The organism is Streptomyces sp. NPDC057623 (genome assembly GCF_042800355.1).
Classification (GTDB): domain Bacteria; phylum Actinomycetota; class Actinomycetes; order Streptomycetales; family Streptomycetaceae; genus Streptomyces.
Genome location: NZ_JBHVGZ010000018.1, coordinates 47,963 through 62,541 on the forward strand (window position 1 = coordinate 47,963; position 14,579 = coordinate 62,541).

A 14,579-nucleotide genomic window follows, 5' to 3' on the forward strand; every position below is an offset into this window, starting at 1 on the left:
TCGATGGCCGTCCTGAGCCGCACGCTCCTCGTCACCGCGGTCCTGCTGACCACCCCGCTCGCCACGGCCGGTACCGCCTCGGCGGACCCCGGCTGCACGTCCTCCGTCCCGTACCGCTCGGGCCAGGGCGATTACGACACGTACCGCATCCCCGCGACGATCACGACCCCCCGCGGCACGGTGCTGGCCTTCGCCGAGGGCCGGCACGACGGCGCGGGCGACACCGGCGACATCGATGTCGTCCTCAGACGCTCCCACGACGGCGGCTGCACCTGGGGGCCGGTGACGGTGGTCGCCGCCGGGGAGGGGGACACCCGGGGCAATCCGGCGCCGGTGGTGGACCCGGTCACCGGTGCGGTCGTGCTGGTCACGTCCTACAACAGCGGTGATGTGACGGAGGCGCAGATCATGCGGGGCGAGGCGACGCCGGAGCAGAGCCGGCGGGTGTTCGTCCAGCGCAGCCTTGACGACGGCCGCCACTTCACGGCGCCGCGCGACATCACGACGCAGGTGAAGCCGTCGAACTGGCGGTGGTACGCGACGGGGCCGGGCCACGCGGTCGCGCTCCGGCGCGGGCCGTACGCGGGACGGCTGGTCGTCGCGTCGAACCACTCGGTGGCCCCCGCGCCGGGTTCGGCCGACACCGGCCAGGAGCCCAGGTACTACGGCGCCCACGCCATCCACAGCGACGACGGCGGGCGGACCTGGCGGCTGGGCTTCGTGGACGACTCCTACGACGGTGTCAGCAACGCCAACGAGTCCACGGCCGCCGAACTCCCCGACGGCAGGCTGTACTTCAACTCCCGGGACCAGCTCGGCACGAGTACCGGCAACCGCCTCGACAGCCACTCCGGTGACGGCGGCGAGACCCTGGACCGTCCGTACACCGTCCAGCCCACGCTGAACGACGTCCCGGTGGTGGAGGGCAGCGTCCTCCAACTGCCCGGTGCGGGAGCCCCGTTGATCTTCTCCGGCCCGTCCGTACCGACCGCCCGGCAGTCGATGGCCGTCTGGCGGAGCGCCGACGGCGGAGCGACCTTCACCAAGGCGCTGACGCTTTCCCATCGGCGCGCGGCCTACTCCGACCTGGTGCCGCTCGGCCGGCACACGGTCGGGATCCTGTACGAGACCGGGGTGACGGGGCCGTACGAGTCGATCGAGTTCCGCAGGCTGCCGGCCGACGGGCTCCAGGGGGCCGTCACGGCGCCGACCGGATGACGAAGACCTGGCTGTCCTTCGGGCGGCACGGCTCCACCAGGGCCTCGGCTCCCTCCGAGGTGTCCGCGTCCCGGATGGCCACGCAGCCCCGGCCGTCGACACGCAGCGAGTACCGCCGGCTTCCGTCCGGCCCGGCCGGCTCGATCCGGAACGGGGTCGTCCGTCCGCAGTCGTCCCACGGCTCCAGCAGTCCGACGCCCGGCCCCTCGGCCAGCGCCGTCAGACAGCCGGGGCCGTGGTCCGGGTGGTACCAGCGGATCCGGAAGGTGTTCCCGCCGAGCGGAACCAGCGTGGTCTCCTGGGGCGCGACCTCGTCGCACGGCCGCTGCACGGCGACCAGTGACGTGTACCGGCTGCCGTAACCGTCCGTCAGGCAGAGGCCGTTCGTCAGCGCCGGAAGGATCTGCGTGCGGCCCCGGGGCAACGGGGACCGTGCGTCGGTCGCGGCGACGCCTCCGCCCCCCGCGCTCTTCCGGTCGCCGTCGTCCCGGGAGGGGACCAGGGCCCAGACGGCGGCGGTCACGAGCGCCACCAGGACCGCCGACGCCGGCAGGAGCGGAACCCCGAGCACCCGGGCGCCGAGGTGGACGCCCCGCCTCGGAGCCGCGCCCATGTCTTCGGCGACCTTCCCTCGGGCGAGGTCGTCCCGGGCTGCCAGCCACTGCGCCGCCCGTTCCCCGTCCCCGCAGGCGCGGACGAAGGCGGCCAGCAGTTCCGGGCGGGGCAGGGTCCGGCCGCGCAGCACATCGGCCAGGGTGCTGCGCGGCAGCACCTCGCCGTGCTCGGCGGCCCGCTCCTCCAACTGGCGGTACGTCAGCCCCGCCCGTTCCTTGAGCCCCCGCATGGCGGCGGTGAACTCGGCGGTGTCACGCGCCTGTTGAGGCCCCGCATCCCCCCTGGTCTCCATGTCGCACATCGTCGGCCCTGCCCGAACGGTCGCACAATCCCGTTTCCCGCCACCGTCCCCATGATCCGGACAAGGTCCGCGGAAGACCCGGACAAGGCGCTGACCAGGCCGGACAGCGGGTGGGTTGTCCGGGACAGCGACGGCCCTTGTTCCCGCCCGGCCCGCCCCAGCAGGCTCGGTGCTGCCCCGGCCGGAGCATCCACCCGAACCGTCGATTCCAGGGGGACATGTCATGCCCATGCGTCAGCGCATCGCCGCGACCACGATCTCAGCCGTGCTGGCGGGCGGCGCCATCGGCCTCGCACCGGCGGCCCAGGCCCGCGACATCGCGCCGGCCTCCTGCTACGGCAGCGCGAACAGCTACCACAAGCCGGCCGGAACGAACTGGCTCCCGGCGGGCGATCTGTTCAGCACCTCCGGCGCGTGCACCGACATCAACATCAAGCCCAACACGAACCGGTACGTGAAGGTCTGCTTCGAGACCGACGGCCGCCTGGAGTGCCAGGAGAAGTACAGGCTCGCCCGCGCCGGGCAGTGGAAGGTGATCGCCACGAACGTGCGGGACGGCGCCCTGTTCGCCTTCGAGTTCCGCTCCGACGCGAAGTCCACCGGCAGCTGGGCCGCCTGACCCGCGGGCACCGACACCGACCACCGACCACCGACCACCAGGAAAACCGACCGAAAGGACGCCAACGATGGCAAGAGGTACTTGGCGGGCCGCGGCCTCGCTGACCGGAGTGACCACGGCCCTGCTCGCTCTCGGTGTCGCGCTGCCGGCCCAGGCCCACGCCGCCGTCCGCTGCGAGACGCTGCGCGCCACCGTGGCCAACTCCCAGGGGCTGTCCGGCGGCACCGTGCAGGCGACCGTGTGCAAGCCCGGCAGCGGACACGCCTACTTCGACGACGGCTACTACAACTACGTGCAGGACCACCAGGCCGACGGTGCCGCGGCCCGTGCGTACGTCATGGACGCGAACGGCCGCTACGGCCCGCTCGAGACCGACGACACCTCCACCTCCGGTGGGCAGCCCATCTGGTGGGAGTCCAACGCGACGGGCAGCGGGACGGTCCGCGTGTACGTCTGCCTGGGCAAGAAGTACCCGTGGGACAGCGGATCCCGCTGCGCCTCCGACTCCATGAGCTAGGGCCGAGGGGGGACGGGGGACGGGGGACGGGGCCGGGCTGTCTAGAGCAGCCCGGCCCCCGCGAGGAACTTCCCCACCCGCTCCACTTCCTCCGGCGACAGCGGCACCTGGGGCTCCGCCGTCGCCGGACAGTCGATGACCCCTCGCAGATGCAGCGCCGCCTTGAACGCGCCCAGCGCCGACGAGCTGCCGCCCATCCGCCCGGGGTCCCCGACGGTCACCATGCCGAACAGCCCGCACAGCCGCTCCTGTTCGGCCCGGGCCGACTCCAGGTCGCCGGACCGGTACAGGCGGTCGAGACGGACGTACCCCGCCGGATCGACGTTGGCGAGCCCCGGCACCGCCCCGTCCGCGCCCATCGCGAGCGCCGCGTCGATGACGAGCTCGGAGCCGGTCAGCACGCTGAAGCCGTGCACGTCGGGACGGGTGCGGGCGCCGACGACGACCTCACGGAAACCCGCCAGGTCGCCGCTGGAGTCCTTCAGACCGGTCAGCGTGCCCTCGGCGGCGAGGTCGAGGACCACGTCGGCGGGGAGTCTGGTGTGGACGGCGGCCGGGATGTCGTAGGCGATGACGGGGACCGGACAGGCCGCGGCGAGAAGGCGGTAGTGGCGGGCGATCTCGGCGGGGTGGGTGCGGGCGTAGAAGGGCGCCGTCGCCACCACGGCGTCCGCACCCGCCGCCGTGACCTCCCGTACGTGGTCCAGGACCCTCGGCGTCGTCATGTCGATCACGCCGGCCAGGACCGGAAGCCGGCCGCCCACGTGTCCCACCGCCGACTCCACCACCAGCCGCCGCTGCCGGTCCGTCAGAAACGCCACCTCCGACGTCGAGCCGAGCACGAACAGGCCGTGCACCCCGCCCTCCACCAGATGGTCGATCAGCCTGAGCAGGGACGGGACGTCCACCTCGCGGTCCGGTGTCAGGGGCGTGCAGACGGGTGGGACGACTCCGGTGAGCGGGGTGGGGATGGTCATGAAGGCTCCCTCAGGTGGTGGCTCTGTCGTACGAGGTCGCGGGTGGCCTCGCCCTCCTCCACCGGATGGTGGCACCTGTAACGGTGCTCCGCGCTCGACGCGGCCGAGAAGCCCGGCATCTCCCGCGCGCACACCCCGTCCGCCTTCCAGCACCGCGTCCGGAAGGGACACCCGCTCGGCGGCCGGGTCGCCGACGGGACCGGGCCGACCAGCGGGATCGGGTCGATGGGGTCCAGCAGGCCGGGGGTCGCGGAGAACAGGGCCCGGGTGTACGGGTGCCGGGAGCCGTCGGTGACCCCCGTCGCCGGGGCCTCCTCGACGATCCGGCCCAGGTACATCGTGATCACGCGGTCGCTCATCCGGCGTACCGTCTGGATGTCGTGGGAGACGAAGACCAGGGCCAGGCCCAGCCGCTCCTTGAGGTCCAGGAGGAGGTTCAGGATCTGGGCCCGGACCGACACGTCCAGTGCGCTCGTCGGCTCGTCCGCCACCACCAGCCCGGGGTCCAGGGCCAACGCCCGGGCGATCGCGACGCGTTGGCGCTGTCCGCCCGACAGCTGGCCGGGGAGGGCCTCGGCGAGCGCGCGGGGCAGCCCGACCAGGGACATCAACTCCCGCACCCGCGCCTCGCGTTGGGACCTGGTGCCGCGGGCGTGCACGTCCAGCGGGTCCCGCAGCACCCGCCGGACCGGCAGACGGCGGTTCAGTGCCGTCGACGGATCCTGGAAGATCATCCCGGTGCCCGCGCCGACCGCCGTCCTGCGCTCGGCCGGGCTCATCGCCCACAGGTCCCGGCCCCGCAGGGCCACCGTGCCGGACGTCGGCCGCTGCACGCCCACCAGCACCTTCGCCAGCGTCGACTTGCCGCACCCCGACTCGCCGACCACGCCCACCGTCTCGCCGGGCGCGATGGTGAGATCGGCGCCGGTCAGGGCGTACACCCTGTCCCGTGTGAACAGCCCGCCGCTGCGCGCCCTGTGCACGACGTGCGCGTCCGACAGCTCCACCAGCGCGTTCATTGGACGACCCCGCTCTCTTCGCGATCCGTCGGCGCCAGCAGGACCGCCGGGTGGTGGCAGGCCGCCGTGTGGGCCGGCGTTCCCACCAGGTCCGGTGCCGTCGTCCGGCACACCTCGCTCGCCAGCGGGCAGCGGTCGGCGAAGCGGCAGCCCGCCGGGAAGTCCGCCGGGGAGGGGACCACGCCCCTGATCTGCGTCATCCGCTCCTGGGCCGACTCCAGGGACAGCACGCTGCCCAGCAGGCCGCGCGTGTAGTGGTGCGCCGGCGCCTCCACCAGGTCGGCGGTCACACCGGTCTCCACGATCTGGCCGCCGTACATCACGACCACCCGGTCGGTGACGTCCGCGATCAGCGCGAGGTCGTGCGAGACCAGGACCAGGGCGAAGCCCAGCTCCTCCCGCAGCCTCAGCAGCAGCTCCATGACCTGCGCCTGCACGGTGACGTCCAGCGCGGTCGTCGGCTCGTCGGCGACGATCAGCTTCGGGTCGCGGGACAGGGCCATGGCGATCAGGACGCGCTGGCGCTGGCCGCCGGAGAGCTCGTGCGGGTAGCTGCGCAGGGTGCGTTCGGGGTCCAGGCCGACCATCGTCAGCAGTTCGTCGGGGCTGCGGCGGCCGCCGCGGCGTACGACCTGCTTGAGCTGGGCACGGATCGTCATCGCCGGGTTCAGGGACGACAGGGCGTCCTGGTAGATCATCGCCATCTCGTGGCCCAGCAGCCTGCGGCGTACGCGCATCGGCTCGCCCACCAACTGCCGCTGGTCGAACCGGACATGGCCGCGCACCCGGGCGTCCTTCGGTTCCAGGCCCATCACCGCGAGAGCCGTCAGCGACTTGCCGCAGCCCGACTCGCCGACCAGGCCCAGCACCTCACCGGGCCGCACCTCGAAGCTGATGCCGTCGACGATGTCCACGCCGGCATGACGGCCCTCGAAGCCGATCGTCAGGTGCTCCACCGCGAGCACCGGCAGCTGCCCCTCCGGCAACGGGCGGGCCCGTGCCCGCAGCCGTGCCGCCGCCTGCGTCAGGCCCGGCAGCTGGAGCACCTCACCGCCGCCCGGCTCCGCTGCCTCCAGCCGGTCGTCGTCGTCCCGTACGTCGACCTCGCGTGCCGACGGTGCCGCCCACGCGTCCGAGACGCCCTCGGAGAGGATGTTCAGCGAGAGCACCGTCAGCAGCATCAGCAGGCCCGGGAACACGGTCGCCCACCATCCGCCGGTCAGCACCATGTTCTTGCCGTCGGCGATGACACTGCCCCAGGAGGGGTCCGGCGGCCGCACGCCCGCGCCGATGAAGGACAGCGACGCCTCGAAGACGATCGCCTCCGCCACCTGCACGGTGCAGAACACCAGCACCGGGGCGGCGCAGTTGATCGCCACGTGCCTGATGACGATGTGGGGCGTGCGGGCACCGATGACCCGTTCCGCCGTCACATAGTCCTCGCCGTACTGGTCGAGGACGTTCGCCCGCGCCACCCGCGCCACCGGAGGCGTGAACAGGAAGGCGATCGCGCAGATCAGGACGGTGATGCCGCCGCCGAAGACCGCGACGAGCACGGCGGCCAGCGCGATGCCCGGGAACGCCATCACCACGTCCAGGCAGCGCATCAGCGTCTCGTCGACCGCCTTGCGCGAGGTGGCCGCGACGGCGCCGAGCAGAGCTCCCACGACGAGCGCGAGCCCGGTCGCGCCGAGCCCGATCGCCAGCGACCAGCGGGCGCCGTACATCAGCCGGCTGAGGATGTCCCGGCCGAGGCTGTCCTGGCCCATCCAGTGGTCGGCGGACGGGTGTCCGGTGCCGTCGACGGGCGGCTGCTGGTCGAGCGGGTCGTGCGGCGCGAGCAGCGGGGCGAACAGGGCCAGCAGGACCACGACCGCGAGGAAGCAGGTCGCGATCCTCGACAGCGCCGGCAGCCGACGCCAGCCGCGCAGCCGGATGCCGGGCCGGGACAGCGCCTCGGCCAGGCGCTTGCGGTCGAACGTCACGTCGCCTCCCGCAGGCGCGGGTTGACCAGCAGATACAGGATGTCGATGACGAGGTTCACGACCACGAAACCGGTGGCCGTCGTGAGGACGACGCCCTGGACGACCGCCGGGTCACCGTTCTTCACGGCGTCGATCATCAGTTTCCCCATCCCGGGCAGGGAGAAGATCGTCTCGATGACGACCGCGCCGCCCAGCAGATAGCCGACGCGCAGGCCCAGCACGGTCAGCGGGTTGATGAGCGCGTTCCTGAGGACGTTCCGGCCGACCACCACCCGCGGCGGCAGCCCGCTGCCGATCGCCGTGCGGACGTAGTCCTTGTCCAGCTCCTCCACCACCGCGGTGCGCACGATCCGCGTCAGCTGCGCCGCCACCGGCAGCGACAGCGCGAGGGCGGGCAGGGTCATGGTCTTCAGCCAGCCGGTGACGGAGTCGGCCGGGTTGATGTAGCCGCCGGTCGGGAACCAGCCGAGGTCGACGGCCAGGTACTGGATCATCAGCAGCGCCAGCCAGAAGCCCGGGGCGGCCACCCCGGTGAGGGAGACGACGCGGATGACCTGGTCGGGCAGGCGGTCGCGGTAGATGGCCGCCGTCACGCCGCCGAGGAGCGACAGCACGACCGCGATGCCGAGGCCCAGGAAGGTCAGCTGGAGGGTGAGCGGCAGCGCGGTCATGACCTGGTCGACGACCGGCGCCCGGGTCAGGGCGCTGACGCCCAGGTCGCCGTGGAGCAGATCGGCGATGAAGGCGACGTAGCGGACGGGGAGGGGATCCAGCAGGCCGTTCTCCTCGCGGAAGTCGTGCAGCTGCTGGGCGGTGGGGTTCGCGCCCTGGAAGAACGCGGACGCCGGGTCGACGTCCGAGAACCGCATGACCAGGAACACGAACAGCACGATGCCGAGCATCAGCGGCACGAGCAGCGCGACGCGACGGGCGAGGATCCTGATGACGGTGACCACTCAGGAACTCCTACGCCCTAGGACCACTTGGCCTGGAGGAGGTTGATGCCGGGATACGGCTGTGCCCTTATGCCGGTGAGCTGCCTCGCGTTCCAGGCCGTCATCAGCTCGTTGTGGACGACCGGGTAGAGCACGGCCTGCTCGGCGACGACGTCGATGTAGTCCTGGACCATCGTCTTCTTCTTCTCGGTGTCCGCCTCCTGCGTGGCCCGGTCCATGTCCTTGAACAGCGCCTTGGCGACGGGGTCGCCGGCCCACCGCGTGTACTGCATCCACAGGTTCTCGGGGCCGTAGTTGTAGTGCATGATCAGGTCGGCGTCGAGGCCGAACTGGTTGGGGTTGGAGGCGGCGGCGACCACCTGGTAGTCCTGCTTCTGGTCCATCTTGGTGAAGACGGCCGTGGTCTCCTGCGGGGACAGGGTCGTCTTGACGCCGATCGCGTCCCAGGACGCCTTGATGGTCGGCAGACAGTCCACGATCCAGCTCACGTTGACGGCCAGGATCTCGATCTCCAGCCCGCTGACCCCGGCCTCCTTCAGCAGCGCCTTCGCCTTGTCCGGGTCGTGGTCGTAGACGGTCTTCGCGCGCCGGTAGCTGGGGTTGGCCTCGTTGAGGAAGGAGCTCGACGGCTTCCCGTGCCCCTTGAGGGCGACCTCGATCATCTTGCCGGTGTCGACGGCGTAGTGCAGCGCCTGGCGCACGCGTACGTCGTCGAAGGGCTTGTGCCTGGTGTTGAACATCAGGAAGAGGTTGTTCATCCCGGCGCCGCCCGCGACGGTGAGCCCGCCGCTCTCCAGCTGCTGGATGTTGGCGTACGGGATGTTGTCGGCGATCTGCGCACCGGCACTGGCACCGGAGATCCTCGCCACGCGCGGCGCCGCGTCCACGATCGTCAGCCAGTTCATCTTCTTGAAGGCGGCCTTGCGCGGGCCGTTGTAGTCGGCGAACGCCTCGAAGGTGGTGTTGGACTTCGGGTGGTGCGCGGTCTGCCGGTACGGCCCCGAGCCGATCGCCTTGCCCTTGATCGCGTCCTCCCAGGCGCCCGGCAGGGAGAAGACGTGCTTCGGCATGATCTTGGCCAGGGTGAGCCGGGAGATCCCGTCCGGGAAGGGGAACTTGAGCACCAGCTCGACGCTCTGGGCGTCGGTCTTGCGCACTTCCTTCAGCCAGCTCGCGAAGAACCCCTTGGCGAGGGTCTGCGTCTTCGGGTCGAGGATCCGGTCGAAGACGAAGACCACGTCGTCGGCCGTGACCGGCTTGCCGTCGTGGAACTTCGCGCCCGCGCGCAGGGTGAACTTCCAGGTCGTGGCGTTCGGGTCGGCCGGCACCTGGGTCGCGAGCGCGGCGTACGGCTCCCGGGAGATCGGGTCGGTGTCGAGCAGGCCCTCGTAGATGTGGTTGTTGGCGGCCATGCAGAAGGCCGACGCCGTCTGGGTGGGGTCCCAGCTGCCGTCGTTGCCGTAGCCGATGACCGCCGTCAGCGTCCGGTCCCGGCCACCGCCTCCGCCGGTCTCGTTGGTGGACTCCGGCCCCGACGAACAGGCCGACAGCGACGCGGAGACGGCGGCGGCCGCGCCCAGCGTGCCGGTGTACTTGAGGAACGACCGGCGGTGCAGCGCCGGCACGTCGTGGGTCACGTCGCGCACGGGTCCTCCAGCGGATGGTGTGTGCTCCGGCGATGGGTTCGTGCAGTGGTCCGGGGGAGAGTGGGGGGGAGATACGACGTCCTACGTCCTCCGGTCAGCGCGACCATAGGTGGGGTGGTGGGGGCGGTCAAGGGATCTCACACGAATGGCGCATCTGCCACAGGTCGGACCAATGGCGCTGTGAAATGGCGCGAGTTGACCCCCTGTCAGGTCGGTGTTTCACGGACATGGGACGTGGGACGTCCGGGTGCGCGTACCATGCCCGGCATGCCCGGGCAGCCCAGGAACAGTCGTCCGTCCGAGGAGTCCACGAACAGCCGGATCCAGCGCCAGGTCATGCAGCTGATCATCGACCGCAGGCTCCGGGCCGGTGCCCTCCTGCCCACCGAGGCCGAGCTCATGGAGGACCTCGGCGTCAGCCGCAACTCCGTCCGCGAGGCGCTCAAGGCGCTCCAGGCCCTCGACATCGTGGAGATCCGACACGGCTACGGGACGTATGTCGGCCATGCCTCGCTCACGCCGCTGATCGACGGCCTGACCTTTCGCACACTCGCCCGGCACGACCATGACGACTCCGGTGCGCTCGCCGAGATCCTTCAAGTGCGGGAGGTGCTGGAGGAGGGGCTGATCCGGCGGGTGGCGGCGACGGTGACCGAGGGGGAGCTGGACCGGCTGGAGTCGGTCGTGTCCCGGATGGAGGCGGCGGGGCGGGTGGGGCGGGCCTTTCCCGACCTGGACCGGGAGTTCCACGAGCTGCTGTACGCCTCGCTCGGCAACGATCTCGTGCCGCAGTTGCTGGCCGCGTTCTGGACGGTGTTCCGGCGGGTCTCCGGTGCCCGGGGCCGCCCCGACGATCCGTCCCCCGACCTCACCGCCCGCCGGCACCGGGACATCGTGACGGCCCTGCGGGCACGGGACGTGGAGGGGGCGCAGCGGGCGATGTCCGTCCATTTCCGCGGGATCGCTGCGCGGGCCGGGCAGGGGGCGCGGGGGGTCGGGTAACGCCGGCTTTCCTCGCCCCCGCCGCCCCTACCCGTCCCGTCCCTGGGGGCTGCCGCCCCCAGACCCCCGCTTTCGGCCCCGAAAGGGCCTCGTCCTCAAACGCCGGACGGGCTGAGAAACCCAGCCCCTCGGAAGGGCGTCAGGAATCGAGAAGCGTCGGCACCCTGCCACGGCTAGCGTGACGGGCATGGACATCAGCATTCACGCCAGCTTCCTCCCGCACGACGACCCGGAAGCCTCCCTCGCCTTCTATCGCGACGCCCTCGGCTTCGAGGTCCGTACCGACGTCGGCCAGGGCAAGATGCGCTGGATCACGGTCGGCCCCGTCGGCCAGCCCGGCACGTCCCTCCTCCTCGCGCCCCCCGCCGCCGACCCCGGCATCACCGAGGACGAGCGCCGCACCATCGCCGAGATGATGGCCAAGGGAACCTACGGCTGGATCCTGTTCGCCACCTCCGACGTCGACGCCACCTTCGAGAAGGTGCAGGCGAGCGGCGCCGAGGTCGTCCAGGAGCCGACCGACCAGCCGTACGGCATCCGCGACTGCGCCTTCCGCGACCCCGCGGGCAACCTGATCCGTATCCAGGCCCGGGGCTGAGCCCACCCACTCTCCCGCCCCGCGCCCTGACCGGCAACGTTCCCGACCGAGCTGTAGATGGAGACTTCACGATGACCGAGCCGCACGTTGCCGACAGCCACGACCTGATCCGGGTACACGGCGCTCGCGAGAACAACCTCAAGGACGTCAGCATCGAGATCCCGAAGCGCCGGCTGACGGTGTTCACCGGTGTCTCCGGGTCGGGCAAGAGCTCGCTCGTCTTCGACACGATCGCCGCCGAGTCGCAACGGCTGATCAACGAGACCTACAGCGCCTTCCTCCAGGGGTTCATGCCGAACCTCGCGCGGCCCGAGGTCGACGTACTCGACGGCCTGACCACCGCGATCACCGTCGACCAGCAGCGGATGGGGTCGGACCCCCGCTCCACCGTCGGCACCGCCACCGACGCCAACGCGATGCTGCGCATCCTCTTCAGCCGGCTCGGCAAGCCGCACATCGGCCCGCCCGGCGCGTACTCCTTCAACGTCGCCTCGGTCTCGGCGAGCGGCGGGTTCACCATCGACCGCGGCGCCGACAGGACCAAGACCGAGAAGGTCAGCTTCAGCCGCACCGGCGGCATGTGCACGCACTGCGAGGGCCGGGGCACGGTCTCCGACATCGACCTCACCCAGCTCTTCGACGACTCGAAGTCGCTCTCCGAGGATCCGTTCACGATTCCCACCTACACCGGGGACGGGTGGGTCGTGCGGGTCATCGCCGAGTCGGGTTTCTTCGACAAGGAGAAGCCGATCCGGAAGTACACCAAGAAGGAGCGGCACGACTTCCTCTACCGCGAGCCGACCAAGGTCAAGATCAACGGCGTCAACCTCACCTACGAGGGGCTGATCCCCAAGCTCCAGAAGTCCTTCCTCTCCAAGGACCGCGAGTCGATGCAGCCGCACATCCGGGCCTTCGTGGACCGTGCGGTCACCTTCGCCCGGTGCCCCGACTGCGACGGAACCCGGCTGAGCGAGCTCGCCCGCTCCTCGAAGATCGGCAAGGTCAACATCGCCGACGCCTGCTCGATGGAGATCCGCGACCTGGCGGAGTGGGCCCGGGGACTGAAGGACGCCTCCGTGGCGCCGCTGCTCGCCAAGCTCCAGCACACCCTCGACTCCTTCGTGGAGATCGGCCTCGGCTATCTCTCGCTCGACCGCGCCTCCGGCACGCTCTCCGGCGGCGAGGCGCAGCGCACCAAGATGATCCGCCACCTCGGGTCCTCGCTCACCGACGTGACGTACGTCTTCGACGAGCCGACGATCGGCCTGCACCCCCATGACATCCAGCGGATGAACAACCTGCTGCTGCGCCTGCGGGACAAGGGCAACACCGTGCTGGTGGTGGAGCACAAGCCGGAGACGATCGCCATCGCCGACCATGTCGTCGATCTCGGCCCCGGCGCCGGCTCGGCGGGCGGCACCGTCTGCTTCGAGGGCACCCTGGCGGGGCTGCGGGGGAGCGACACCGTCACCGGGCGCCATCTCGGCGACCGGGCCACGCTGAAGGAGACCGTCCGCAAGGCCACCGGCACGCTCGCGATCCGCGGCGCCACGGCGAACAACCTCCAGGGCGTCGACGTCGACATCCCGCTCGGCGTCCTCACCGTCATCACCGGTGTCGCCGGCTCCGGCAAGAGCTCCCTCGTGCACGGCTCCATCCCCGCCGACGAGGGCGTGATCTCGGTCGACCAGACGCCGATCCGCGGCTCCCGGCGCAGCAACCCGGCGACGTACACCGGACTGGCCGACCCGATCCGCAAGGCCTTCGCCAAGGCCAACGGCGTGAAGCCGGCGCTGTTCAGCGCCAACTCCGAGGGCGCCTGCCCCACCTGCAACGGCGCCGGGGTCATCTACACCGACCTGGCGATCATGCAGAGCGTCGCGACCACCTGCGAGGAGTGCGAGGGCAAGCGCTTCGAGGCGTCGGTGCTGGAGTACCGCTTCGGCGGCCGGGACATCAGCGAGGTGCTCGCGATGCCCGTGACCGAGGCCGAGGAGTTCTTCCGCGCCGGTGAGGCACGCACCCCGGCGGCCCACAGGATCCTGGAGCGGATGGCGGACGTCGGCCTCGGCTACCTCACCCTCGGCCAGCCGCTGACCACCCTGTCCGGCGGCGAGCGGCAGCGGCTGAAACTGGCCACGCACATGGGCGACAAGGGCGGCGTGTACGTCCTCGACGAGCCGACCACCGGCCTCCACCTCGCCGACGTCGAGCAGCTGCTCGGTCTGCTCGACCGGCTCGTCGACTCCGGCAAGTCGGTCATCGTCATCGAGCACCACCAGGCCGTCATGGCACACGCCGACTGGATCATCGACCTCGGCCCCGGCGCCGGCCACGACGGCGGCCGGATCGTCTTCGAGGGCACCCCCGCCGACCTCGTCGCCGAGCGCTCCACCCTCACCGGTGAGCACCTCGCGGCCTACGTCGGCGGCTGACCCGCGATGTGTCTCACCTCGACACCGGTGATGGCCCTGCTCTCGTCCCGCTCCCGCCAGACGCGGGAGCGGGAGTGGACGAGGTGGGAGGCGGCCCGGGAGGATACGGGTGTGCCGTCCCACCACTCGACCTCCGAGGAGCAGCGCCTTCGCACCCTCGTCGCGCTGCGCCGCGTCCGCGACCGGATGGACCGGGAGTACGCGCGGCCGCTGGACGTCGAGGCGCTCGCGCGGGGCGTGCACATGTCGGCAGGGCACCTCAGCCGAGAGTTCAAGGCCGCCTACGGCGAGTCGCCGTACGGCTACCTGATGACGCGGCGCATCGAGCGCGCGACGGCCCTGCTGCGCCGCGGCGACCTCAGCGTCACCGAGGTGTGCTTCGAGGTCGGCTGTTCGTCGCTGGGCACCTTCAGCACACGGTTCACGGAGCTGGTCGGCATGTCGCCGAGCGCCTACCGGCGGCAGTCGGCGGACGCGGCGGACGCGACGGCCGGCATTCCGTCATGCGTGGCGAAGCAGGTGACCAGGCCGCTGCGGAACCGGGAGGCGCCGTTCAGCCTGGCGGCCGCGGTCAACGGAGCGGTGCCGGTCGGCGAGCCGCGGCCGCGGAAGTCATGACGGGCCGGGGGGGCCGTCCCCGGTGCGGCGCCCCCCGCCCGTCCCTTCCGCGGACCGATCCCCCGGACCGGAG

13 protein-coding genes are annotated in these 14,579 nt (G+C 71.4%); 7 read left to right on the forward strand and 6 right to left on the reverse strand.

Annotation, left to right across the window (positions count from 1 at the left end; translation table 11 throughout):
• Positions 1-3 precede the first annotated feature (3 nt).
• Positions 4-1,218: an exo-alpha-sialidase gene (locus ACFU95_RS20280; protein ID WP_383829143.1), complete on the forward strand. Its 1,215-nt coding sequence runs from the start codon at positions 4-6 to the stop codon at positions 1,216-1,218.
• Here the strand turns inward: ACFU95_RS20280 and ACFU95_RS20285 are convergent.
• Positions 1,199-2,125 (reverse strand): helix-turn-helix domain-containing protein, encoded by a 927-nt coding sequence (locus tag ACFU95_RS20285; RefSeq protein ID WP_383829146.1) that lies wholly within the window; start codon positions 2,123-2,125, stop codon positions 1,199-1,201. The genes ACFU95_RS20280 and ACFU95_RS20285 overlap by 20 nt on opposite strands.
• Positions 2,126-2,357: 232 nt before the next feature.
• Here ACFU95_RS20285 and ACFU95_RS20290 point away from each other — a divergent pair, with 232 nt between their 5' ends.
• Complete coding sequence (locus ACFU95_RS20290; RefSeq protein WP_383829149.1) at positions 2,358-2,753, forward strand: hypothetical protein; 396 nt, start codon at positions 2,358-2,360, stop codon at positions 2,751-2,753.
• A 67-nt stretch (positions 2,754-2,820) separates the two neighbouring features.
• Positions 2,821-3,270 (forward strand): hypothetical protein, encoded by a 450-nt coding sequence (locus ACFU95_RS20295; RefSeq protein WP_383829152.1) that lies wholly within the window; start codon positions 2,821-2,823, stop codon positions 3,268-3,270.
• 41 nt (positions 3,271-3,311) lie between these two features.
• Here ACFU95_RS20295 and ACFU95_RS20300 read toward each other — a convergent pair whose 3' ends face one another.
• The 5 genes from ACFU95_RS20300 to ACFU95_RS20320 are packed head-to-tail and all read right to left on the reverse strand — an operon-like array spanning position 3,312 to position 9,853.
• Positions 3,312-4,247, reverse strand: a complete 936-nt coding sequence (locus ACFU95_RS20300; protein ID WP_383829155.1) for a dihydrodipicolinate synthase family protein — start codon at positions 4,245-4,247, stop codon at positions 3,312-3,314.
• Positions 4,244-5,266 carry an oligopeptide/dipeptide ABC transporter ATP-binding protein gene (locus ACFU95_RS20305; protein ID WP_383829158.1) on the reverse strand — a complete coding sequence of 341 codons (1,023 nt, stop codon included), beginning with the start codon at positions 5,264-5,266 and terminating at the stop codon, positions 4,244-4,246. The genes ACFU95_RS20300 and ACFU95_RS20305 overlap by 4 nt, the downstream gene beginning before the upstream one ends.
• Positions 5,263-7,251, reverse strand: coding sequence for a dipeptide/oligopeptide/nickel ABC transporter permease/ATP-binding protein (locus tag ACFU95_RS20310; protein ID WP_383829161.1), 1,989 nt, complete (start codon positions 7,249-7,251; stop codon positions 5,263-5,265). The genes ACFU95_RS20305 and ACFU95_RS20310 overlap by 4 nt, the downstream gene beginning before the upstream one ends.
• On the reverse strand, positions 7,248-8,207 hold the full coding sequence (locus ACFU95_RS20315; RefSeq protein ID WP_383829164.1) for an ABC transporter permease: 960 nt from the start codon (positions 8,205-8,207) through the stop codon (positions 7,248-7,250). Before ACFU95_RS20315 ends, ACFU95_RS20310 begins: the two co-directional genes overlap by 4 nt.
• 17 nt (positions 8,208-8,224) lie before the next feature.
• Complete coding sequence (locus tag ACFU95_RS20320) at positions 8,225-9,853, reverse strand: ABC transporter substrate-binding protein (protein WP_383829167.1); 1,629 nt, start codon at positions 9,851-9,853, stop codon at positions 8,225-8,227.
• A 267-nt stretch (positions 9,854-10,120) separates the two neighbouring features.
• On the opposite strand from ACFU95_RS20320, the gene ACFU95_RS20325 reads away from it, so the two are divergent.
• From ACFU95_RS20325 to ACFU95_RS20340, 4 genes are all read left to right on the forward strand, one after another.
• Positions 10,121-10,855, forward strand: a complete 735-nt coding sequence (locus ACFU95_RS20325; RefSeq protein ID WP_383829170.1) for a FadR/GntR family transcriptional regulator — start codon at positions 10,121-10,123, stop codon at positions 10,853-10,855.
• Between the two features lie 187 nt (positions 10,856-11,042).
• Positions 11,043-11,453 carry a VOC family protein gene (locus tag ACFU95_RS20330; protein WP_383829173.1) on the forward strand — a complete coding sequence of 137 codons (411 nt, stop codon included), beginning with the start codon at positions 11,043-11,045 and terminating at the stop codon, positions 11,451-11,453.
• Positions 11,454-11,524: 71 nt separating this feature from the next.
• On the forward strand, positions 11,525-13,888 hold the full coding sequence (locus tag ACFU95_RS20335) for an ATP-binding cassette domain-containing protein (protein ID WP_383829176.1): 2,364 nt from the start codon (positions 11,525-11,527) through the stop codon (positions 13,886-13,888).
• 186 nt (positions 13,889-14,074) lie between these two features.
• A complete protein-coding gene (locus ACFU95_RS20340) occupies positions 14,075-14,506 on the forward strand; it encodes a helix-turn-helix transcriptional regulator (RefSeq protein WP_383829417.1) in 432 nt (143 codons plus the stop codon).
• Positions 14,507-14,579: the final 73 nt, after the last annotated feature.

Excerpts from the sequence above, each read along its gene's own strand:
- ACFU95_RS20280 (WP_383829143.1), top strand. The coding sequence starts at position 4 with ATGGCCGTCCTGAGCCGCACGCTCCTCGTCACCGCGGTCCTGCTGACC.
- ACFU95_RS20335 (WP_383829176.1), top strand. The coding sequence starts at position 11,525 with ATGACCGAGCCGCACGTTGCCGACAGCCACGACCTGATCCGGGTACAC.
- ACFU95_RS20285 (WP_383829146.1), bottom strand. The coding sequence starts at position 2,125 with ATGGAGACCAGGGGGGATGCGGGGCCTCAACAGGCGCGTGACACCGCC.
- ACFU95_RS20340 (WP_383829417.1), top strand. The coding sequence starts at position 14,075 with ATGGACCGGGAGTACGCGCGGCCGCTGGACGTCGAGGCGCTCGCGCGG.
- ACFU95_RS20295 (WP_383829152.1), top strand. The coding sequence starts at position 2,821 with ATGGCAAGAGGTACTTGGCGGGCCGCGGCCTCGCTGACCGGAGTGACC.
- ACFU95_RS20300 (WP_383829155.1), bottom strand. The coding sequence starts at position 4,247 with ATGACCATCCCCACCCCGCTCACCGGAGTCGTCCCACCCGTCTGCACG.
- ACFU95_RS20325 (WP_383829170.1), top strand. The coding sequence starts at position 10,121 with ATGCCCGGGCAGCCCAGGAACAGTCGTCCGTCCGAGGAGTCCACGAAC.
- ACFU95_RS20305 (WP_383829158.1), bottom strand. The coding sequence starts at position 5,266 with ATGAACGCGCTGGTGGAGCTGTCGGACGCGCACGTCGTGCACAGGGCG.
- ACFU95_RS20290 (WP_383829149.1), top strand. The coding sequence starts at position 2,358 with ATGCCCATGCGTCAGCGCATCGCCGCGACCACGATCTCAGCCGTGCTG.
- ACFU95_RS20330 (WP_383829173.1), top strand. The coding sequence starts at position 11,043 with ATGGACATCAGCATTCACGCCAGCTTCCTCCCGCACGACGACCCGGAA.